Source organism: Methylovirgula sp., from assembly GCF_037200945.1.
GTDB lineage: Bacteria > Pseudomonadota > Alphaproteobacteria > Rhizobiales > Beijerinckiaceae > Methylovirgula.
Genome location: NZ_JBBCGP010000001.1, coordinates 3,255,176 through 3,274,690, shown reverse-complemented (window position 1 = coordinate 3,274,690; position 19,515 = coordinate 3,255,176). Strand labels below are relative to the sequence as shown.

Genomic DNA, 19,515 nt, shown 5'->3' with positions numbered 1-19,515 from the left:
CGGCAAAGTCGAGGCAAAGTTATTCTGCGGCGCTTTGTGCCGCAGCCCCGGCCCAGACATCGAGATCTGCCATTGCGCGTGCGCTTAACGCGCGTTTCTTCGCGGCGGCTTTATCCGTACCGCGCAGACGTTTGCCGTCCTCGGCCTTCAACGCGGCGTCCAAAGGCGGAAAGAGCCCGAAATTGACATTCATCGGCTGAAACGAGGCGCGGCCGGCGTCGATCACGGCGATATGGCCGCCGGTGATGTGATTGACCAGCGCGCCGAGCGCGGTGGTCGGCGGTGGCGATTCGAGTTCGACGCCGAGGCGTTCGGCTGCCGCAAGCCGTCCGGCAAGAAGGCCGATCGCGGCGCTTTCCACATAGCCCTCGCAACCTGTGATCTGGCCAGCAAAACGCAGCCGGGGTTCGGCCTTCAAACGCAGCTTCGCGTCGAGCACTTTCGGCGAATTGAGGAACACGTTGCGATGCAGGCCGCCGAGCCGGACGAAATTCGCGTTTTCGAGACCGGGAATGGTGCGGAAGACGGCGACCTGCGCGGCATGTTTCAGCTTGGTCTGGAAGCCGACCATATTGAACAACGTGCCGAGCTTGTTGTCCTGGCGCAATTGCACGACGGCGTAAGCCTTCTTATCCGGCTCATGCGGATTGGTGAGGCCGAATGGCTTCATTGGCCCATGACGCAGTGTCTCGCGGCCCCGCTCGGCCATCACTTCGATGGGCAGGCAGCCGTCGAAATAGGGCGTATCCTCGAAGTCCTTGAACGCGACCTTTTCGCCGGTCAGCAGACCGTCGATGAAAGCCTCGTATTGCTCGCGCGTGAGCGGGCAATTGATGTAGTCGGCGCCGTCGCCTTCCGGTCCGACGCGGTCATAGCGCGATTGGAACCATGCCTTGTCCATGTCGACCGTTTCGCGCGAGACGATGGGTGCGATCGCGTCGAAAAAGGCTAGATCGGCTTCACCCGTCAACGTGCGAATTGCTTCGCCGAGAGCCGGCGAGGTGAGGGGGCCGGTGGCGATGATGACTTGATCCCAATCCGCCGGGGGCAGGCCTGCGATCTCGTCACGGACAATCGTGATGTTGGGTTCGGATGCAAGGCGCCGCGTGACGTGTTGCGCGAAGCTCTCGCGATCAACCGCAAGCGCGCCGCCGGCGGGCACTTTATGCGCATCGGCGGCGGCGAGGATGATCGAATCGAGCCGCCGCATCTCGCGATGTAGGATACCGATGGCGCTCGTCTGCGGATCGTCGGCGCGGAACGAATTAGAACAGACGAGTTCGGCAAAATCGCTGGTCTGATGCGCTCCCGTCATGCGGACGGGACGCATTTCGTGCAAGACGACAGGCAGGCCATGACGCGCGATCTGCCAAGCGGCTTCCGAGCCTGCGAGTCCCGCGCCAATGATGTGGACCGGCCGGCTCACAGGCGCGGATCGATATCGGTTTTCGTGAGGCCGAGTTTGGCCGTGCGTTCAGCCGCGGTTTCGAGCATCGGCAGGATGTCGTCGACCGCTTCGGCCACGAGATAGCGCACTTCGAATTTCGCCTGGATAAAGCCTTGCGTCCGCATATGGGCGAAAACGTCGAGCAGCGGCCGCCAGAAACCACCGATATCGGCGATGAGCACGGGCTTGGTGTGGCGTTCGAGCTGTACCCATGTCAATTGCTCGACCAATTCCTCCAGCGTGCCGATGCCGCCCGGCAGCGCGACGAAAGCGTCGGCCTTCTCGAACATCAGCCGTTTGCGTGTATGCATGTCCGGCACAACGATCAGTCTTTGCGCGGCTTCTAGCGCAACTTCGCGATCCGATAGGAATTGCGGGATGATGCCGGTGACATGGCCGCCTTCGGCGAGAACGGCGCGCGCGACCGCGCCCATCAGCCCGGTGTTGCCGCCACCGTACACGAGGCCAATGCCCGCGCCAGCGAGGACGCGCCCGAAGGCAGTCGCAGCCTCGACATGAATAGGCGTTGTCCCTTGCCCCGAACCGCAATAGACGCAGACATTGCGGATGAGACCGTTACCTGGGGCGGCGAGGGGCGAATCCTGAAAATCGATTGTTGCTGTCATGGCGCGCTTGTCGCGCCCGCGCCCAAAAGGGTCAAGAAATTCCGGGAAAATGTGATGTCGCGCCGCAAGACACGGGGGACGACGCCTCGCGACCTCTATGATTCCGCTTCACTATTCAAATAATGCAGTTAAATGAAACTGAGAACCAAACGACGGATAAGTAAGTCCGCGAGGAGGACGCGCCGATGAGGCCACCACAAATTGCAGCCCTTGGGCTCGGTGCCGCCGTGGTCGCCGTCGGTGCTGGCCTCGTTTGGCACGAATATCGGGCGAATGCGCCAGCGCCGCGCGCGCTTTCGTTCGCGGCCGTCAACCCCGCGAAGCCTGAGCCGCGGGTTCCCGCGACACCGCCGCCGCAGCAAACCGCAAAAGTCGAGCCGGCGGTGCCGGAAGCGCCGGTGCCACCGCCCGCGGCGGACCTCGCGCCGACCTTGCCGCAGTTTGACACGGTCCGTGTCGAACCTTCGGGCGACACAGTGGTCGCGGGTCATGGCGCGCCCGGTGCGCAGGTCGCGCTGCTCGCCAACGGCAAGCCGATCGCTAACGAAGCCTCGGACGGCGCTGGCAATTTCGTTATCATCCCGACGCAACTGGCGCCGGGGAATTATAATCTGACATTGCGGACCGAGCGGCCCGGCAAACCCGCCGAAGTGTCCGTTCAGGTCGTGACCGTATCCGTGCCGGCCCGTGGCCAGAAAAACCTGGTCGTCGCCGTGGCAGAACCCGGCAAGCCGACGCGAATCCTCGCCGACACGTCCGCACTGGAGAAACCGATGGCACCGCCTGTGCCCGGCGCTCTGCAGACGCCCTCGGTCAGTTTTAAAACGGCCGAAGTCGATAAGGACGGCTTCTACGCCACCGGCACGGCGACACCGCCCGGCGAGCATTTGCGCATTTATCTCAACGGCACCCACATTGCCGATCTCGCCGCCGCGGCTGACGACCATTGGTCGCTGACGGTGAAGCGCGGTCTCTCGCCGGGCCATTATATATTGCGCGCCGATGCTCTGGACGGGGCGCAAAAGGTTAGCGCCCGCGCCGAGGTCGGCTTCGACGTGCCGCTTCTCACGGCCTCGGCGGCACCGACCCAACCGCATAGCGGGGTGACGCAATCCGATGCCGAACCGACGCCCGCCATGTCCGCGCCGGGGTCGATGCAGCAGCGGGCTGAGGTGCCGCCGGCCGCTTCAACCTTGAACGATGCCGTTGTGCCGACCCTCGGAACGGCCACAGTCATTCACGGCGACAGCCTCTGGCGGATCAGCCGGAAAATCCTCGGTCATGGCGTCCGCTATACGTTGATCTATGAGGCCAATGCGTCGCAAATTCGCGATCCGAATCTGATCTATCCCGGTCAGGTTTTCGTGGTGCCGCCGCAGCCCTGAAACGGCTTCAGCCCGAGGGCGTCCGCGGCATCTGGGCGGGCGACTAGGGATTTGCACGGGTGCGCCTATATGAAAGCCAGCGCCGCTGCCGGGCGCTAGTGATCACCCGCGCCGATCTGTCGTTCAAAGAGAAATATGCTGCAAACCAATCCGATATCGTCCTCCGCGCCCGTCAAACATTCGTGGTCCGCAAATCTCGCGGCCAGCGTGACCGGCATCTCAGAGGTTTGGAGGAAACTCTGGCCCTATGTCTGGCCGAGTGGCCGGCGCGATCTGCAAATGCGGATGTACGCGACCTTCGTGCTGCTCATCGTGGGCAAGCTCGTCACGGTTGCCGTTCCCTATGCGTTCAAATGGGCGACCGACGAACTCTCCGGCCATCACCTGACGCATCACATTCTCGGCTGGGTGGTCGGGCCGCTGGCTTTGACTCTGCTTTACGGCTTGATGCGCATCATCATGGCCGCCCTCACGCAGGCGCGCGACGGGATCTTTGCTGATGTCGCGATGCACGCCGTGCGGCGCCTCGCCAATGACGTCTTCATCCATTTGCATCTTCTGTCGCTGCGCTTTCATTTGCAGCGGCGCATCGGCGGCCTGACGCGCATCCTCGAACGTGGGCGCGACGCGATTGAAACAATCGTGCGCACCGTCGTCCTCGTCGCGGCGCCAACGGCCGTCGAATTCTTGCTGATTCTCGCTGTCGTCTTCTTCCAATTCGACTGGCGCTACACCGCCGCGGTCGCTGTGATGATCGCGGCCTATACTGCCTTCACGCTCGTCGCCACCAATTGGCGGATCGGCATTCGCCGGACGATGAATGAGAGCGATGTCGACGCCAACAGCAAGGCACTCGATTCGCTGCTGAATTACGAGACGGTCAAATATTTCGGCGCCGAAGGTCGTGAGGCGACGCGCTACGACAAATCGATGGCGCGCTATGAAGCAAACAGTGTCAAGTCCTACACCTCGCTGACCTTTCTCAATTTCGGTCAGGCGTTGATCTTTTCTCTCGGCCTTACCGTTGTCATGGCGATGAGCATCATGGGCGTTCGTGCCGGACACAACAGCGTCGGCGATTTCGTGCTGATCAACGCGATGATGATCCAGCTTTACCAGCCGCTGAATTTCCTCGGCTCAATCTATCGCGACATTCGGCAGGCGACGATCGATCTCGAAATGATGTTCGGTATTCTCGGGGAATATCCCGATATCGCCGACAAGCCGGGCGCGAAGCCGCTTGTCGTCTCCGGCGGCGACGTCCGCTTCGACAATGTGCGTTTCAGTTATGATCCCGAGCGCGAGATATTGAAAGGCGTGAGCTTCGAGGTTCCAGCGGGCAAGACCGTTGCCATTGTCGGTTCCTCCGGCGCCGGCAAATCGACGCTCTCGCGGCTGATCTTCCGCTTTTATGAGCCCTCGTCGGGCGCGATCACGATCGATGGCCAGAATATCGACAACGTGACGCAGAAATCGCTGCGCGCCGTGATCGGCATGGTGCCGCAGGATACCGTGCTCTTCAATGATACGATCGCCTACAATATTCGCTACGGGCGCGCCGACGCCAGCGATGCCGACATGCGCGAGGCAGCGCGTCTTGCCCAGATCGATCGGTTCATCGAGAGCCTGCCGAGCGGCTATCAGGCGCAGGTTGGCGAGCGGGGTCTGAAACTTTCCGGCGGCGAGAAACAGCGCGTCGCCATTGCCCGGACGATTCTGAAAGCGCCGCCGATCCTCGTGCTCGATGAGGCGACCTCGGCGCTCGACAGCTTCACCGAGGGTGAAATCCAGGATGCGCTCGATCGCGTTTCGCGCGGCCGCACCACGCTTGTCATCGCGCATCGACTCTCCACCGTCGTCAATGCCGATCAAATCCTCGTTCTCGATCAGGGGCGAATCGTCGAGCGCGGATCGCACACGGTGCTGCTCGAAAAAAATGGCATCTATGCCGCCATGTGGAACCGGCAGAACGAGGTGCGTCGCGCCGAGGAAGTCTTGCGTCGGGCTGCCGCGGAAGAGCAGGGTGTCACGCGCCCGGTAGAGGATGATACAGCCGAGCCTGCTGCTCGCTCTTACGTCGAAGATGACGCCGACATCGCATTGGGATAAAGCCTTGCAGCCATGAGCGTCATCGACTCCATCCGTAAGCAAATTCCGCCGATCCACCCGGAAGGCTATATTTTCATCGCGATTTTCGTGGTGATTACGCTCATTGCAGGCTGGATCTTCGATCCGCTGTTCTGGATCGGCTTGCTGCTGACGATCTGGTGCGCGCTTTTCTTCCGCGATCCGGTGCGGGTGACGCCGCAGGCGAGCGATCTCGTCATTTCGCCGGCGGATGGCAAGGTTTCCGCCGTGGGTCTCGCCGCGCCGCCACCCGAATTGGGCCTCGGCGCCGACCCCTTGCCGCGCATCTCGATTTTTATGTCGGTCTTCAATGTGCATGTGAATCGCGCGCCGATGGCGGGCCGCGTCGCCAAGATCGCTTACCGGCCGGGTATCTTTCTCAACGCGGATCTCGACAAGGCCAGCGAGGACAACGAGCGCAACGGCCTCGTGATCGACACGGCCGCGGGGCGGATTGGCGTCGTTCAGATTGCCGGCCTCATCGCCCGGCGAATCGTTTGCTTCGTCGAACAAGGCGATAGCGTCGATGCGGGTGAGCGTTTCGGCCTGATCCGCTTTGGGTCGCGGGTCGATGTCTATCTGCCGCATGGGGCGCGGGCGCTGGTCGCGGAAGGCGCGACCGCGATTGCGGGCGAGACCATCCTGGCCGATTTCCACGCCGATGAGCCGGTGCGCCTGTTCAAGCTGGCCTAGGGCCGAGATCAAGCAGGTTTCCGTCGTGCCACAATTTGCTTTATGAAGGCGGCGATGAGCGATCCTTTGCCGCGACGATTTTCTGTGCATGAACGCGAGCCGGAACAGGGCGAGCGCCGGCTCGGACTCGTGCGCGGGCGCCGTTTTCGGCCGGTGCCGTTACGCATCATCCTGCCCAACCTCGTGACGTTGCTGGCCCTTTCGATGGGCCTGACGGGCATCCGTTTTGCCATCGAGGGGCAATTCCAGATCGCGGTTCTTGTCGTGATTATCGCCGCCATTCTAGACGGTCTCGACGGGCGCATCGCGCGGGCGTTGCGCGGCACGAGCCGTTTCGGGGCAGAGCTTGATTCGCTGGCCGATTTTGTCGATTTCGGCGTCGCGCCCGGCTTGATCCTTTATCTTTGGAACCTGCATCAGCTCAAAAGCTTCGGCTGGTTTGCCGCGCTGGTCTTCGCCATCGCCTGTGCGCTACGGCTCGCCCGCTTCAACGTTTCGCTCGATGATCCCGACCGCGCGAGCTGGGAAGGCAATTTTTTCACCGGCATGCCGGCTCCCGCCGGCGCGATCCTTGGGCTTTTGCCGCTGTATCTTAATTTCTCGTTCCTGGGCCTTCCAGCGACGCACGTAACGGCGCCGTTCGAAATCGCCTATGTGCTGCTGATCGCCTTCCTGATGGCGAGCCGGATTCCGCATTTTTCGGCGAAGAAGATCGGCCGCGTGCCGCGCGAATATGTCATTGTCGTTCTGTTCGCCATTGCAGCTTTGATATTGCTGCTGGCGAGCTTTCCTATGGAAGTTCTGGCCTGCCTCAGCCTGGTCTATCTCGCGACCATCCCCCTGGCGGTCATGAAATACCGGGCTTTCGCCGCGCGGGACACAAAGGCCGCTACTTGAGCGGATGACGTTGCCGCAGCAGTTCACAAATCCGTCGTTCTCGATTAGGGTCCACGCCGCCTATATCCGTGAAGCCGTGGCGGCCGGCTTCAGCAGAAGGAATCAAATGTCGAAAGAAGAATTGCTCGAGTTTCCGGGCGTAATCACAGAATTGCTCCCGAACGCGACCTTCCGGGTCAAACTCGAGAATGAGCACGAAATTATTGCCCATACGGCCGGAAAGATGCGTAAGAACCGCATCCGCGTCTTGACCGGCGACAAAGTCCTCGTCGAGATGACCCCCTACGACCTGACCAAGGGTCGCATTACCTATCGTTTCAAGTAAATTCGGGCGGCGGCCGTGAGCGGCGAGAGCAAACCCTGGCGGCCCAAGCTGATCCTCGCTTCGGCGTCCGTGCGCCGGCTCGAACTCTTGCAGCAGATCGGGCTTGATCCCGACGCCTTGATTCCCGCCGATCTCGACGAGACACCCAATCGTGGCGAGTTGCCGCGTGTTCTCGCCGCGCGACTTGCGGCCGAAAAGGCGGAGGCCGCAGCAAAGATCGCTGCCCAGCGGCCCGAACTCGAGGGCGCCTTTCTGGTCGCGGCCGATACAGTTGTCGCAGTCGGGCGCCGCATCCTGCCGAAATGCGAGGTCGTCGATGAAGCGACGCAATGTCTGCGGCTGCTCTCGGGCCGCATTCACCGTGTCTATACCGGCGTGACGCTCATCACCCCCAAGGGCGGCCGCCGGCGGCGGCTGGTCGAGTCGCGCGTGCGCTTCAAACGCTTCTCTACCGATGAGATCGAGGCCTATCTCGCCTCCGGGGAATGGCGCGGCAAAGCCGGCGGCTATGCGATCCAGGGGCTCGCTGGCGCTTTTGTGGTAAAGCTCGTGGGGTCTTATACGGGCGTGGTCGGTCTGCCGCTTTACGAGACGCTGTCGTTACTTGCGGGGGAAGGGTTCCCGGCGCATTTCTTCTGGTTGAATCGCGTCTAGTCGCGAAGTCTCCCTCGGAGGGCATCCTAGGAGCATCATGCAGTCCAAGGCTCACGAAAAGCACGACAGCGCGCCTCAGAGCCGTCCGTGCCCGATTTGCGGCAAGCCGGCGAGCGCAGCGGATCGTCCGTTCTGCTCGGCGCGCTGCGCCGATGTCGATCTGCATCGTTGGCTCAAGGGTGCCTATGCGCTGCCTGCGAAGCCGGAAGATGACGACGCCGACGATTCCGGGCTAAGGGATGCCTCGCCGGAGCAGGATTGATCCCGGTGCCGAGGTTCGGTCCGCGGGAGCGTCATGTTTTTCGTTGTTGCCAAGCTGTTTTGGGCGCTCGCTGAGCCGTTCAATTTTCTACTGATCCTGGGCTTGATCGGGGTGGCGCTGAGTTTCAGCCCGTGGCGCTGTTGGGGTCATCGGCTCTGCGTGATCTCGCTCGCTCTTTTCACGATCCTGACCTTCTCGCCGCTCGGCGCATTTCTGCTACGGCCAATCGAGGATCGTTTTCCGCTGCCGCCTTTGAATATCGCCGCGCCGACCGGCATCATCGTTCTCGGCGGCGGCCTCGACGAGGATCTGACGGCGACCCGGCACGAGCCGACAGAGGTGGGCGAGCGCGTGACGATGGGCGCGGTCCTCGCGCGCCGGTTTCCCAAGGCACGCCTGATCTTTACCGGCGGCTCCTCAAGCCTGCGCCCGAGTGGCGCGGATGAAGCGACCGGCGTGCGCGAGCTTTGGACCGAATTGGGCGTCGATCCGGGACGCATGGCCTTTGAGACGAGATCACGGAATACCTGGGAGAACGGCCTTTTCGCCCGCCCGCTGACGCGGCCGCAGCCGGGCGACACGTTCCTTCTGGTCACCGCGGCCTGGCACATGCCACGCGCGATGGGCGTGTTCCGCAAGCTCGGCTACCATGTCATCGCCTATCCGACGGACTACATGACCCTCGGAGATAGTCGCGATTATGGCTGGTTCCATCTTGGCATCGGACAGCTCGGGATGTTCCAGGCTGGTCTACACGAATGGATCGGCCTGACCGTCTATCATTTCACTGGCAAGACGAGTGCCTGGTTCCCGGCGCCCTAACATGGCCGAAAAGCAACTTGCACGGCGCATCGTAAGCCAATAAATCCGCTTTGATTTTCAAGCTGAAACGCAACAAGCCGCGGACCGACGCGGCGGTAATATGGGAAGGAAGTTTTATGCGTCATTTATGGTTGGCGGTTGCCATCGTTCCGTTCGCGCTTTCCACAGCGCCCGCTTTTGCCGTCGATCCGCTCGACATTCAGCATTGCCAGCAGCAGGGCGATGCGGATCTGGCGATCAGTGGTTGCGGCAAGATCGCTGCGGATAAGAGCATCGATGTTCACGACCGCGCCGTCGCCGCCTTCAACCTCGGCATCGGCTATTATGCGAAAAACGATTTGGACAATGCGATCAAGGCCTGGACCGACGCCGTTTCGTTCGAGCCGGCTTATGCTCATGCCTACAACAATCTCGCCAAAGCCTATTTGGCGAAGACCGATTTCGGTTCGGCGATCAAGAACTACGATCAGGTGATCAAGCTCGATCCGAAACATGCGCTGGCTTATAAGGGCCGTGGTATTGCTGAATTTTTCAACGGTGAAAAGGATAAGGCCAAAGCCGATTTTGAGCAGGCCGTGGCGCTCGATTCGTCCGATGCTTATTCGCTGCTGTGGCTCGAACTGACTAAGCGCAGGCTCGGTGCCAAGGCCTCGCCTGATCTCGCCAAAGCCACGACGCAAGTGAACATGACGTCATGGCCAGCGCCGCTGCTTCTGCTCTACGCAGGTCAGATGACGCCGCACGATGTCGTTCTCGCAGCGCAGAACGTCGATCTCAAGGTTTCCAAGGCGCGCATGTGCGATGTCGGCTTCTACGCTGGCGAGTTTTCGCTCGCCCAAGGCGAAAAGAGCGACGCGATCGAATTGTTCAATCATTCGCTCGATGTTTGCTTCAATTCGGTTGATGAGAAGACGGCTGCGACAGCAGAGCTCAAAGCCCTCGGGCAAAACTAGGAACGAGGCGCGCGTGTCGCTCACGCTTCTCATCGCCAACAAGGCTTATTCGTCCTGGTCGCTGCGGCCCTTCATCCTCATGCGCCATTTGGGGATCGCGTTCGACGAAATCGCGATTCCCCTGGGTCAGGAGACGACGCGGGCGGATATTCTCAAATATTCGCCGTCGGCGCGATGTCCAGCCTTGATCGACGGCGATCTCGTGGTTTGGGATTCGCTCGCCATCATCGAATATGTGGCAGAGAAATTTCCTGATCTGCCGGTCTGGCCGCGCGACCGGGCGGCACGTGCCGTCGCCCGCTCGCTGGCGGCTGAAATGCATTCGGGTTTCCAGCCGCTGCGTGTCCATTTGCCGATGAACATGCGCCGCGCGGTGAAACGTCGCGATCTCACGCTAGAGGTCCTGGCGGATATTGCGCGTCTTGAAATTGCATGGTCCGATGCGCGCGGAAGATTTGGCGCGGGCGGCGACTTTTTGTTCGGGAATTTCTGTGCAGCAGACGCGATGTTCGCGCCGGTGGTGAACCGGCTCTACATCTACGATGCGCCGGTCAGCGCGGCGAGCCGGGCATATATGGAAGCGGTCATGGCGTTGCCTGCCTATCAGGATTGGCGCAAAGGCGCTGCGGCGGAGACTTGGCGCATCGCCAAATACGAGGAAGTCTAAGCGTCGGACGGTCTAATCCGGCGCGATTTAAAATGCGACGCATGGAGGCCGGACGAAATGCATTATTTGCCGCTGTCGCTGCCGTTCTTTTTCATGCTCGGGGGCATTCTTGTCCTGCTCGTCATCTGGGTCGAGGTCCGGGCGCTGACATTTGCCTATCAGCGTGCCGGGATCAGTTCGCCCGCTGCCTTGTTCATGCTGTTCGCCTCCTGGGTCGGCAGCTATGTGAACATCCCGCTGTTCTGGCTGCACGGCCGCCCGGTCATGTCGGATCAGCAGGTTGATTTCTTTGGCATGCAATATGTCGTGCCGACCGCCGATTGGCAGGGAACGGTACTTGCCGTGAATGTCGGCGGTTGCGTGATTCCCGTTCTGCTCTCGCTCTATATCCTGACGAGATACGATCTTTGGGTGCTCGGCGCGGTCGGGACCGCAATTGTCGCGGTCATCACGCATATGATGGCAACTCCGGTGCACGGCGTCGGCATTGCGTTGCCGATCTTTGTGCCGCCGATCATCACGGCGATCGTCGCCGTCATTCTCTCTCGCACTTATGCCGGCCCGCTTGCCTATATCAGCGGCAGCCTCGGCGTGCTGATTGGCGCGGACCTCTCGAATCTGAACAAGGTCGCCGACCTTGGCGCGCCCGTCGCGTCGATCGGTGGGGCGGGGACGTTCGACGGCATTTTCCTGACCGGCGTGCTGGCCGTGCTGTTGGCGAGCCTCACCGCGCCGCGTTATCAGCCTGCTTTAGGCCGTTAGGTCTTGCGCTTTTTCTTCCCGTCCGCCTCCGTAACCGCCGTGTGATAGTCGCGGCGGATTTTGGCAAGATCGACGCTGGGCTTGGGATATTTCATGCCGAAGTCCACCATGGTTTCCGCGACGATCTGGGAGATCGCCAGATTGCGGAACCATTTGTGGTTCGACGGGATGACGAACCAGGGCGCATCCTTGGTACTCGTCGCGCTCATCGCTTCTTCATAGGCGTCCATATAGGCGTCCCAGAATTCGCGCTCGGTATAATCCGCCTCGCTGATCTTCCAATTGCGCTGTGGGTCTTCGAGCCGCTGGGCGAAGCGTGCGAGCTGTTCCTCCTTGCTGATATGCAGGAAGAATTTGAGGATATGCGTGCCGTTGTCGAGAAGCTCTGATTCGAAATCGCGAATCTGCGCGTAGCGTGACCTGCAGGTCTCTTTGTCGATCAGCTTATGCACGCGAGTGATCAGCACCTCTTCGTAATGCGACCGGTTGAACACGCCGACCTGGCTGCGCCGCGGCACCTTGATATGGACACGCCAGAGAAAGTCATGCGCTTGTTCTTCAGGCGTCGGCGTTTCGAAGCGCGCAACACTGACGCCTTGTGGGTTCATGCATCGCATCACATGCGAAATGGTCCCATCCTTGCCGCCGGCATCCATAGCTTGGAGCACGATGAGCAAAGCCCGCTTGTTTTCGGCATAGAGCAGGGTCTGCAGCTGGGCGAGCCTATGCCGGTAGTCCTCGGTCAGATCGGCGGCACCGGCCTCGGATTTTTGATCCGGCGTACCCGCTGGGTCGATTTCCGAGAGGCGAAGCTTTTTATCCGGTGCGACGATGAATTTCTTGCGATAGTCCATGACGGCTTCTAGCACGGGTATTATGTGGCCGTCATATTATGGCCGGAGCCCTCCATTGACGCTTCATCTGCTGAAACTTGCCGTTGGCGCGGAGTCGATTGCCGATCTTGAGGATTTTCAAGCACGCCGCGCTCAGCCGCCATTTCATGTGACGCGCATGGTCCCCCGGCGCGTCGAAGAATTGCTCGATGGCGGCTCGCTCTATTGGGTCATCAAGGGGCAGATTGCCGTCCGGCAGCCGCTACAGGCAATCGAAGCCTTCACCGACGACGATGGCGTGAGCCGCTGTCGGCTGGTGCTCGACGCGGCGATTGTACGGGTCCGGCCGCGGCCGTTTCGAGCCTTTCAGGGCTGGCGCTATCTGCAGCCGAAGGATTCGCCGCCGGATCTCGCGAGCCGGGATGTCGCCGAGATGCCGGAGACGTTACGCAGCGAACTTGCAGCTCTCGGCTTATTATGATGGATCGTAGCCAGAAAAAAGTCGCGGCGTTCGCAAAGCGGCTTGCCGAGACTGCGCCGGCATAGGAACGTAAGCTCTGACGCAAACGGGCAGGGCGGATGCCTTATCTCCTCGTAGGCTTTTTGGTCTTTTATCTCGTGCTTTGGGGCATGCGGGCCTTTGCCCGTGCAAACCCCGCCGCGCTTGCCGTGGCTCTGCGGCGTTTTGGCGGCGTCCTGGTGTTGCTCCTTGCGGGATTGGCGCTTTTACGGGGCAGCCCGGATGGAGCGGTGGTCCTCGCCGCGATCGGGCTCTGGCTTCTGGCAAGCGCCGCGAAATCATGGCGTAGCCGGCTAAGCACGATTGCCGGGCGGCGCACCGGGGCGACATCGCGGTTGCGCTCCGCCGTCATTGAGATGGAGGTCGATCATGCCTCCGGCACGATCTGCGGCACGGTGCTGGCGGGACCTGACGAGGGCAAGTCGCTCGCACAGATGACGCGCGAACAATGCGAGACGTTGCACGCCCTGTGTTTGCGCGAAGATCCGGACGGCGCGAAGCTTTTAGAGGCTTATCTGGACCGCCGGTTTCCCGGATGGCGTCCGGCACGAAACGAGAGTGCGGACGCGCGGCGCTGGCGCGCGCAGACTTCTGCCCGTCCGGGCATAATGACTGAGGATGAGGCCTATGAGGTCCTGGGCCTTCACAAGGGGGCGACGCGTGACGACGTCGTGCGCTCGCACCGGTCCTTGATAAAGAAATTGCATCCCGACCACGGGGGATCGACGGATCTTGCTGCTCGTGTCAACGAGGCCAAGGACGTTTTGATGCGCAGACACAACTAACTCCTACGCGATACGCGACGCGGTCGTCATCGCTGACGACCATAAAAACATTCCACTAATTCTTCATTGCGAAGCAGGCGAAACCAGATCTTTTTAGGCTACGGCAGACGGCTTGTGCGTCACCTTCGTCGAGGCCCGCGAAACGCGCGCGGTAAAGGGTGGCTTCGCCTTTCTGAACCTTCTGCGTAAAGGCGTGCGCATCGTCGAGTGCGCTAAGCCCGCGCGCCTTGGCGCGAGCCAGCAGCGCATGAGCCTTGTCGGCGTCATCGGTCGCACCGATCTGGATCATCCAGCCGGACGGAAGAGCCTGCGCCGCGTCCGACGCATCGTCGTCCTCGTGTGCTTGAGGCTTGACCTCGATACCGGCGGCGGCGAGCTCGCTATCGGCGATAACGGCCGAAGCCTTATGGATTTTCGCCGGTGCGGGGCCGGTCACCCAATGCAAATTCGAAGGAGTCGCGCTCGATGCTTCGGGCCGTCCGGTCGAACCATCGAAGGCGACGCGATTTACGCTGCCGGTTGTGGCGTCAGAAGCATCGGATGCGTCGCCGGCGTCCGTGGCGTCCGCGGTATCGCTGGTGTCTTCGTCGGAAGAAGCCGCCGGGGCGCTGGCGATATAAGCTGGACGCGGCCGTTCGACCGGCATGGGCACGGGCTCGGCCGCCTGGAGGGCTTCCGCCTTCTCAGCCCATGACGAAGTCTTGGTAATGTCTGCGGCCTGTGGGCGGGCTGTCGCGCGTTCTTCGACGACCTCGGCGATCATCGGCGCCGTCCGGCGCATCGAGGCTTCCTGGATTTCGCGGCCGATGAGGGCGGCCATCGCCCGGTCGCGGCTCGCCGCGGTGGCGCCCCCCATAACAACAGCAATGATTGCGCGTCCGTCGCGATGCACCGAGGTCAACAGGTTGAAGCCGGAGGCGCGGGTATAACCCGTCTTGATGCCGTCCATGCCAGCGATTCTGCCGAGCAGGTGATTATGATTGCGGATGAGTTGGCCGTGAAAGGCGAACTCCTGCAGCGAGAAGTAATGATAATAGCGCGGAAACCGCTCCTGGATGGCGCGGCCGAGAATGGCGAGGTCGGCGGCCGTCGTGATCTGCGCGTCGTTCGGCAGGCCCGAAGCATCGGCGTAATGGGTATGCGACATGCCGAGCGAATGCGCCTCGCGCGTCATCATGGCGCAAAAATTCCCTTCGCTGCCACCGATGGCTTCGGCGATGGCGACGGCCATATCGTTGGCGGACTTGGTGACGATCGCCTTGATGGCGCTATCGACGTCGATGGTCTGGCCGGGCCGCAGGCCGAGCTTGGTCGGCGCCTGCGCGGCGGCATGGGCAGAAACCGTGAGGCGCGAATTGAGATGCAACCGCCCTCTGTCCAGCTCCTTGAAGAGCAGGTAGAGGGTCATGACCTTGGTGATTGAGGCGGGGTGGCGCAGCTCATTTTCGCTCTGCGCGTAAAGGACGCGACCGGAATTGCTGTCGACGACGATTTCGGCAAGGCCCGAACTTCCGCCCCCGGCTGCATATCCGTGATGCCGCGCCGCATATTCATGGTGTCGGCGATGGGAAGCGACCCGGAAACGCGCGTGGTGCGCGGAATGGGCGAAATGCCGGAGGTGGTGGCGGTGATGGGCTTCCGCGGGACTTCCGAGCGCCGGAAGCAGCGATGCCGCGAAACTTGCCAGGATCAGAGTACGCCCACGGCCCGCCAAGCCACGCATAAACATCACGCGTCTATCCTTTAAAGCCGCATTATCAAATACTTAGACAGCGTGCATCCCCGCTAGGATCGCTGAACTCACTGGCGAAAGCTAAAAACATTTCACCGAATGCTCGAATAAAACTAAAATGTCTCGGTTACCCGTCGGTTAAAGCGATCGGGTAAATACCGGCTCGGCGTGTCAGGAAGAGATTTTTGTTGCACTGCAAAAAATCTTGACCGCTTTTGTGCAACGCACTATATAGCGGGGGTGGCCCCGGGGCTTATCTCGACGCGAAGCCCTTTGGCATGGAATGCTGCAATTCACCTCTATGCACGTCAGTCAAAGGAGCAACGCATGGCAACGAATTTTGATGATTTCCAGAAATTCAGCAAAGAGCAGCTCGAGGCCGTGAGTTCGGTCGCGTCGTCCCTTGCCAGGGGCTTCCAGACGATCGCCGCGGAAACGACGGATTATTCGAAGCGCTCGCTCGAGACGAGCTCGGCTTATCTTGAGAAGCTTGTCGGCGCCAAGTCGCTCGACAACGCGATTCAAATCCAGTCGGAATATGCCAAGGTCGCTTACGAAGGCTTCGTCGCCCAGACGAGCAAGATCAGCGAACTTTATGCCAGCCTCGCCAAGGAAGCTTTCAAGCCGGTCGAGAGCGCGATTGCCAAGGTCCAGTCTGTCGCAAGCAGCGTGACGCCGATCGTCAAGTAAGATTCGGCAGGGTCGCACGCGCGAGGGCGGATGCCTCGTCCGCCGGATAGTGCGCTCTCATAGACATTTCAAGACCCCAAAAGGGGCACTGAAGGCTCGACAGATGTCGGGCCTTTTTTATTGTCTCGCGCACAGGCAGAATTGCGAATCGCCAGATAAGCGAAATAAATTATCGCCACGATGACACGCTATTCTGGAAATGCCACGTTTTGTATCTATCTTGCATGGATCGGCAAGATAATTGCTGAGAGTGGCAATCGCGGCGCAGTTTCGCCTAGGCGAGCGTTGCGAACCGGAGTTATGGTTGCGTATTGACCGGAGTTCCGGTCGGGAAAGCTTCCGGCCGCTCCGTGCCGCTTGCGCGACAGGAGGCAAAGGCATGCCGTCACGGGCAGCCAAGGACCCACAAAAAATCAATGATCCCGGGCCGGGGAACGGCACCGCGGTCATCACGCGCACCAAGCCGCAGACGCGACGCCCCAATATGTATCGCGTGCTGCTCCTCAACGACGATTACACGCCGATGGAGTTTGTCGTGGTCGTCCTACGCAAATATTTCAACAAAGGGCCGGAAGAGGCGACGCAGATCATGCTTCATGTCCACCAGCATGGCGTCGGCGAATGCGGTGTTTTCACTTACGAAGTCGCTGAGACTAAAGTCACCCAAGTGATGGACTACGCCAGGAAGCATCAGCACCCACTGCAATGCATCATGGAAAAGAAATGAGAGATCGGAGTTTCCATGCCGTCCTTCTCACGTAATCTCGAGCAGACTCTTCACCGCGCTCTCGCTGTTGCCAACGAGCGCCATCATGAATACGCGACGCTGGAGCATCTCCTCCTGAGCTTGACGGAGGATACCGACGCCGCGGCGGTTCTGCGTGCGTGTTCGGTCGATCTCGAAATCTTGCGGAAGAATTTACGTGATTACATCGACCAGGAGCTCGACAATCTTGTCAGCGATGGTCGCGAGGATGCCAAGCCCACGGCTGGCTTCCAGCGCGTCATTCAGCGCGCCGTCATTCATGTCCAATCTTCGGGCCGCGAGGAAGTCACGGGCGCGAACGTGCTTGTGGCCATTTTCGCCGAGCGCGAGAGTCACGCCGCCTATTTCCTGCAAGAGCAGGATATGACCCGCTACGACGCGGTAAACTACATCAGCCACGGCATTGCGAAGAGGCCCGGTATGTCCGATTCGTCAAAGACGCCGCGCGGTGCCGACGACGATGACGGCCGCGACGGTAAGGATAAAGAGAGCGGCGACTCCAAGAAAAAGGAGGGCGCGCTCGATGCCTATTGCGTCAACCTCAATCGCAAAGCGAAAGATGGCCGCATCGATCCGCTGATCGGTCGCGAGGCCGAAGTGCTCCGCACGATCCAGGTGCTTTGCCGCCGGCACAAGAACAATCCGTTGCTGGTCGGCGATCCGGGCGTTGGCAAGACCGCTATTGCCGAGGGTCTGGCGCGAAAGATCGTCAAGAACGAAGTGCCGGAAGTGCTGGCCGATGCGACCGTGTTCGCCCTCGACATGGGCACGTTGCTCGCCGGCACACGCTATCGTGGCGATTTCGAAGAGCGCCTGAAGCAGGTGATGAAGGAGATCGAAAACCATAAGAAGGCGATCCTTTTCATCGACGAGATTCATACCGTCATCGGCGCCGGCGCGACATCCGGCGGCGCGATGGATGCGTCCAACCTGCTAAAGCCGGCTTTGGCGCAAGGCACGCTGCGTTGCATCGGCTCGACGACCTATAAGGAATATCGCCAATATTTCGAAAAGGACCGTGCGCTGGTTCGTCGCTTCCAGAAGATCGACGTCAATGAACCGACGGTCGAGGATGCGATCGAAATCATGAAGGGGCTGAAGCCCTATTTCGAGGACTATCACAAGGTTCGTTATACCAACGAAGCCGTGAAGGCGGCTGTCGAGCTCTCGGCGCGCTACATCCACGACCGCAAGCTGCCTGATAAGGCGATCGACGTGATCGATGAGACCGGCGCGAGCCAGATGCTGGTCCCTGAGGCAAAGCGCAAGAAGACGATCGGCATCAAGGAAATCGAGACAACGATCGCCACGATGGCGCGAATCCCGCCGAAGACCGTGTCGAAGGATGATGCTGAAGTGCTCGAGCATCTGACTCAGACATTAGAGCGGGTGGTCTATGGGCAGAACAAGGCCATCGATGCGCTGACGTCGGCGATCAAGCTCGCGCGTGCGGGTTTGCGCGATGGCGAGAAGCCGATTGGCTCTTATCTCTTCTCGGGCCCGACGGGTGTCGGCAAAACGGAAGTCGCACGCCAGCTCGCCACGGCTTTAGGTGTTGAGCTGCTCCGCTTCGACATGTCGGAATATATGGAGCGTCACACGGTGTCGCGCTTGATCGGTGCGCCGCCCGGCTATGTCGGCTTCGATCAGGGCGGTCTCTTGACCGATGCGATCGATCAGCATCCGCACAGCGTTCTTCTGCTCGATGAGATTGAGAAGGCGCATCCTGATCTCTACAACATCCTGTTGCAGGTGATGGATCACGGCAAGCTGACGGATCACAATGGCAAGCAGATCGACTTCCGCAATGTGATCCTGATCATGACGACGAACGCCGGCGCCGCCGATATGCAGCGCGAAGCCTATGGCTTCACGCGCACGAAGCGCGAGGGGGAGGATACGGAGGCGATCAATCGCATGTTCGCACCGGAATTCCGCAACCGTCTCGATGCTGTCGTGACGTTCGGTCATCTGCCGAGCGAAGTTGTCGCCAAGGTCGTCGACAAGTTCATTATGCAACTCGATGCTCAGCTTGCTGAGCGCAACGTGACAATCGAGCTGACCGATGAGGCTCGCAATTGGCTCGTTGAGCATGGCTATGACGAGCAGATGGGCGCGCGGCCGATGTCGCGCATCATCCAGCAGACCATCAAGACACCGCTGGCCGATGAAGTGCTGTTCGGACGGTTGAAGAACGGCGGCAATGTTCGTGTCGTCGTGGTGGCGGATGAGGACGGCGGCAAGAAGCTGGGCTTCGTCTTCCCTGAAGGCCCGGTTCTGCCGCGGCCGGAGAAGGATATCGTCGAGGCGAGCAAGAAGCGTGTGCGGCCGGAGCCGGAAGTGCGTCGCGCCCGAGCGCGCAAGCTTAAGACGGACGACGATGATGACGGCGGACCGGAAGGCGAGCCTGACGACGACCTGCCGACCGACGAGGCACTTGATGCTGAGCCTTCGGATGAGACAGCATCCGAAGGCGAAGCGAAGCCTTCCGGCATCGTGCCCAACGTACCGCTGCAGGGCTAAAGCGAAGGTTTGCTTCGAATGAAGAAAGGGCGGCTATGGCCGCCCT

The 19,515-nt window shown here is 60.7% G+C and carries 20 protein-coding genes; 16 read left to right on the top strand and 4 right to left on the bottom strand.

Annotated elements, in window-relative coordinates; translation table 11 throughout:
- Positions 1–19: 19 nt before the first annotated feature.
- Together trmFO and WDN02_RS15960 are read right to left on the bottom strand one after the other, a co-directional pair.
- On the bottom strand, positions 20–1,426 hold the full coding sequence (gene trmFO, locus WDN02_RS15965) for a methylenetetrahydrofolate--tRNA-(uracil(54)-C(5))-methyltransferase (FADH(2)-oxidizing) TrmFO (protein ID WP_337294423.1): 1,407 nt from the start codon (positions 1,424–1,426) through the stop codon (positions 20–22).
- Positions 1,423–2,073, bottom strand: coding sequence for a TIGR00730 family Rossman fold protein (locus WDN02_RS15960; RefSeq protein WP_337294422.1), 651 nt, complete (start codon positions 2,071–2,073; stop codon positions 1,423–1,425). Before WDN02_RS15960 ends, trmFO begins: the two co-directional genes overlap by 4 nt.
- Before the next feature lie 185 nt (positions 2,074–2,258).
- Between WDN02_RS15960 and WDN02_RS15955 the strand changes: the two genes are divergently transcribed.
- From WDN02_RS15955 to WDN02_RS15905, 11 genes are all read left to right on the top strand, one after another.
- Positions 2,259–3,458 carry a LysM peptidoglycan-binding domain-containing protein gene (locus WDN02_RS15955; RefSeq protein ID WP_337294421.1) on the top strand — a complete coding sequence of 400 codons (1,200 nt, stop codon included), beginning with the start codon at positions 2,259–2,261 and terminating at the stop codon, positions 3,456–3,458.
- A gap of 135 nt (positions 3,459–3,593) precedes the next feature.
- Positions 3,594–5,567, top strand: a complete 1,974-nt coding sequence (locus WDN02_RS15950; protein ID WP_337294420.1) for an ABC transporter ATP-binding protein/permease — start codon at positions 3,594–3,596, stop codon at positions 5,565–5,567.
- A gap of 12 nt (positions 5,568–5,579) precedes the next feature.
- Positions 5,580–6,278 carry a phosphatidylserine decarboxylase gene (locus tag WDN02_RS15945; RefSeq protein WP_337294419.1) on the top strand — a complete coding sequence of 233 codons (699 nt, stop codon included), beginning with the start codon at positions 5,580–5,582 and terminating at the stop codon, positions 6,276–6,278.
- Between the two features lie 54 nt (positions 6,279–6,332).
- Positions 6,333–7,175: a phosphatidylcholine/phosphatidylserine synthase gene (locus WDN02_RS15940; protein WP_337294418.1), complete on the top strand. Its 843-nt coding sequence runs from the start codon at positions 6,333–6,335 to the stop codon at positions 7,173–7,175.
- Positions 7,176–7,281: 106 nt separating this feature from the next.
- A complete protein-coding gene (gene infA / locus WDN02_RS15935; protein ID WP_337294969.1) occupies positions 7,282–7,500 on the top strand; it encodes a translation initiation factor IF-1 in 219 nt (72 codons plus the stop codon).
- Positions 7,501–7,515: 15 nt separating this feature from the next.
- Positions 7,516–8,154: a Maf-like protein gene (locus WDN02_RS15930; RefSeq protein WP_337294417.1), complete on the top strand. Its 639-nt coding sequence runs from the start codon at positions 7,516–7,518 to the stop codon at positions 8,152–8,154.
- Positions 8,155–8,191: 37 nt separating this feature from the next.
- Entirely contained in the window at positions 8,192–8,416 is a 225-nt protein-coding gene (gene yacG, locus WDN02_RS15925; protein WP_337294416.1) for a DNA gyrase inhibitor YacG, read from the top strand.
- Between the two features lie 33 nt (positions 8,417–8,449).
- A complete protein-coding gene (locus tag WDN02_RS15920) occupies positions 8,450–9,238 on the top strand; it encodes a YdcF family protein (RefSeq protein ID WP_337294415.1) in 789 nt (262 codons plus the stop codon).
- A gap of 116 nt (positions 9,239–9,354) precedes the next feature.
- Positions 9,355–10,191 (top strand): tetratricopeptide repeat protein, encoded by an 837-nt coding sequence (locus WDN02_RS15915; RefSeq protein ID WP_337294414.1) that lies wholly within the window; start codon positions 9,355–9,357, stop codon positions 10,189–10,191.
- A 13-nt stretch (positions 10,192–10,204) separates the two neighbouring features.
- Positions 10,205–10,858, top strand: coding sequence for a glutathione S-transferase family protein (locus WDN02_RS15910; protein ID WP_337294413.1), 654 nt, complete (start codon positions 10,205–10,207; stop codon positions 10,856–10,858).
- 57 nt (positions 10,859–10,915) lie between these two features.
- Positions 10,916–11,620, top strand: coding sequence for a DUF1614 domain-containing protein (locus WDN02_RS15905; protein WP_337294412.1), 705 nt, complete (start codon positions 10,916–10,918; stop codon positions 11,618–11,620).
- Here WDN02_RS15905 and WDN02_RS15900 read toward each other — a convergent pair.
- Positions 11,617–12,474, bottom strand: coding sequence for a polyphosphate kinase 2 family protein (locus tag WDN02_RS15900; RefSeq protein ID WP_337294411.1), 858 nt, complete (start codon positions 12,472–12,474; stop codon positions 11,617–11,619). The two genes, WDN02_RS15905 and WDN02_RS15900, sit on opposite strands and share 4 nt — an antisense overlap.
- Positions 12,475–12,529: 55 nt before the next feature.
- Between WDN02_RS15900 and WDN02_RS15895 the strand changes: the two genes are divergently transcribed.
- The gene (locus tag WDN02_RS15895; RefSeq protein ID WP_337294410.1) at positions 12,530–12,934 is read left to right on the top strand and encodes a DUF1489 domain-containing protein; all 405 of its coding nucleotides are present in this window, start codon (positions 12,530–12,532) and stop codon (positions 12,932–12,934) included.
- 98 nt (positions 12,935–13,032) lie between these two features.
- On the top strand, positions 13,033–13,758 hold the full coding sequence (locus WDN02_RS15890) for a DnaJ domain-containing protein (protein ID WP_337294409.1): 726 nt from the start codon (positions 13,033–13,035) through the stop codon (positions 13,756–13,758).
- 55 nt (positions 13,759–13,813) lie between these two features.
- Here the strand turns inward: WDN02_RS15890 and WDN02_RS15885 are convergent, their stop codons facing one another.
- The gene (locus WDN02_RS15885) at positions 13,814–15,487 is read right to left on the bottom strand and encodes an SPOR domain-containing protein (protein ID WP_337294968.1); all 1,674 of its coding nucleotides are present in this window, start codon (positions 15,485–15,487) and stop codon (positions 13,814–13,816) included.
- Positions 15,488–15,817: 330 nt separating this feature from the next.
- Here WDN02_RS15885 and WDN02_RS15880 point away from each other — a divergent pair, with 330 nt between their 5' ends.
- From WDN02_RS15880 to clpA, 3 genes are all read left to right on the top strand, one after another.
- Positions 15,818–16,180, top strand: coding sequence for a phasin family protein (locus WDN02_RS15880; RefSeq protein WP_337294408.1), 363 nt, complete (start codon positions 15,818–15,820; stop codon positions 16,178–16,180).
- A gap of 379 nt (positions 16,181–16,559) precedes the next feature.
- A complete protein-coding gene (gene clpS, locus WDN02_RS15875; RefSeq protein WP_337294407.1) occupies positions 16,560–16,907 on the top strand; it encodes an ATP-dependent Clp protease adapter ClpS in 348 nt (115 codons plus the stop codon).
- A gap of 15 nt (positions 16,908–16,922) precedes the next feature.
- Complete coding sequence (gene clpA, locus WDN02_RS15870) at positions 16,923–19,469, top strand: ATP-dependent Clp protease ATP-binding subunit ClpA (protein WP_337294406.1); 2,547 nt, start codon at positions 16,923–16,925, stop codon at positions 19,467–19,469.
- Positions 19,470–19,515 lie beyond the last annotated feature (46 nt).

Excerpts from the sequence above, each read along its gene's own strand:
- WDN02_RS15960 (WP_337294422.1), bottom strand. The coding sequence starts at position 2,073 with ATGACAGCAACAATCGATTTTCAGGATTCGCCCCTCGCCGCCCCAGGT.
- WDN02_RS15955 (WP_337294421.1), top strand. The coding sequence starts at position 2,259 with ATGAGGCCACCACAAATTGCAGCCCTTGGGCTCGGTGCCGCCGTGGTC.
- WDN02_RS15950 (WP_337294420.1), top strand. The coding sequence starts at position 3,594 with ATGCTGCAAACCAATCCGATATCGTCCTCCGCGCCCGTCAAACATTCG.
- WDN02_RS15945 (WP_337294419.1), top strand. The coding sequence starts at position 5,580 with ATGAGCGTCATCGACTCCATCCGTAAGCAAATTCCGCCGATCCACCCG.
- WDN02_RS15940 (WP_337294418.1), top strand. The coding sequence starts at position 6,333 with ATGAGCGATCCTTTGCCGCGACGATTTTCTGTGCATGAACGCGAGCCG.
- infA (WP_337294969.1), top strand. The coding sequence starts at position 7,282 with ATGTCGAAAGAAGAATTGCTCGAGTTTCCGGGCGTAATCACAGAATTG.
- yacG (WP_337294416.1), top strand. The coding sequence starts at position 8,192 with ATGCAGTCCAAGGCTCACGAAAAGCACGACAGCGCGCCTCAGAGCCGT.
- WDN02_RS15920 (WP_337294415.1), top strand. The coding sequence starts at position 8,450 with ATGTTTTTCGTTGTTGCCAAGCTGTTTTGGGCGCTCGCTGAGCCGTTC.
- WDN02_RS15915 (WP_337294414.1), top strand. The coding sequence starts at position 9,355 with ATGCGTCATTTATGGTTGGCGGTTGCCATCGTTCCGTTCGCGCTTTCC.
- WDN02_RS15905 (WP_337294412.1), top strand. The coding sequence starts at position 10,916 with ATGCATTATTTGCCGCTGTCGCTGCCGTTCTTTTTCATGCTCGGGGGC.
- WDN02_RS15900 (WP_337294411.1), bottom strand. The coding sequence starts at position 12,474 with ATGGACTATCGCAAGAAATTCATCGTCGCACCGGATAAAAAGCTTCGC.
- WDN02_RS15890 (WP_337294409.1), top strand. The coding sequence starts at position 13,033 with ATGCCTTATCTCCTCGTAGGCTTTTTGGTCTTTTATCTCGTGCTTTGG.
- WDN02_RS15885 (WP_337294968.1), bottom strand. The coding sequence starts at position 15,487 with ATGTTTATGCGTGGCTTGGCGGGCCGTGGGCGTACTCTGATCCTGGCA.
- WDN02_RS15880 (WP_337294408.1), top strand. The coding sequence starts at position 15,818 with ATGGCAACGAATTTTGATGATTTCCAGAAATTCAGCAAAGAGCAGCTC.
- clpS (WP_337294407.1), top strand. The coding sequence starts at position 16,560 with ATGCCGTCACGGGCAGCCAAGGACCCACAAAAAATCAATGATCCCGGG.
- clpA (WP_337294406.1), top strand. The coding sequence starts at position 16,923 with ATGCCGTCCTTCTCACGTAATCTCGAGCAGACTCTTCACCGCGCTCTC.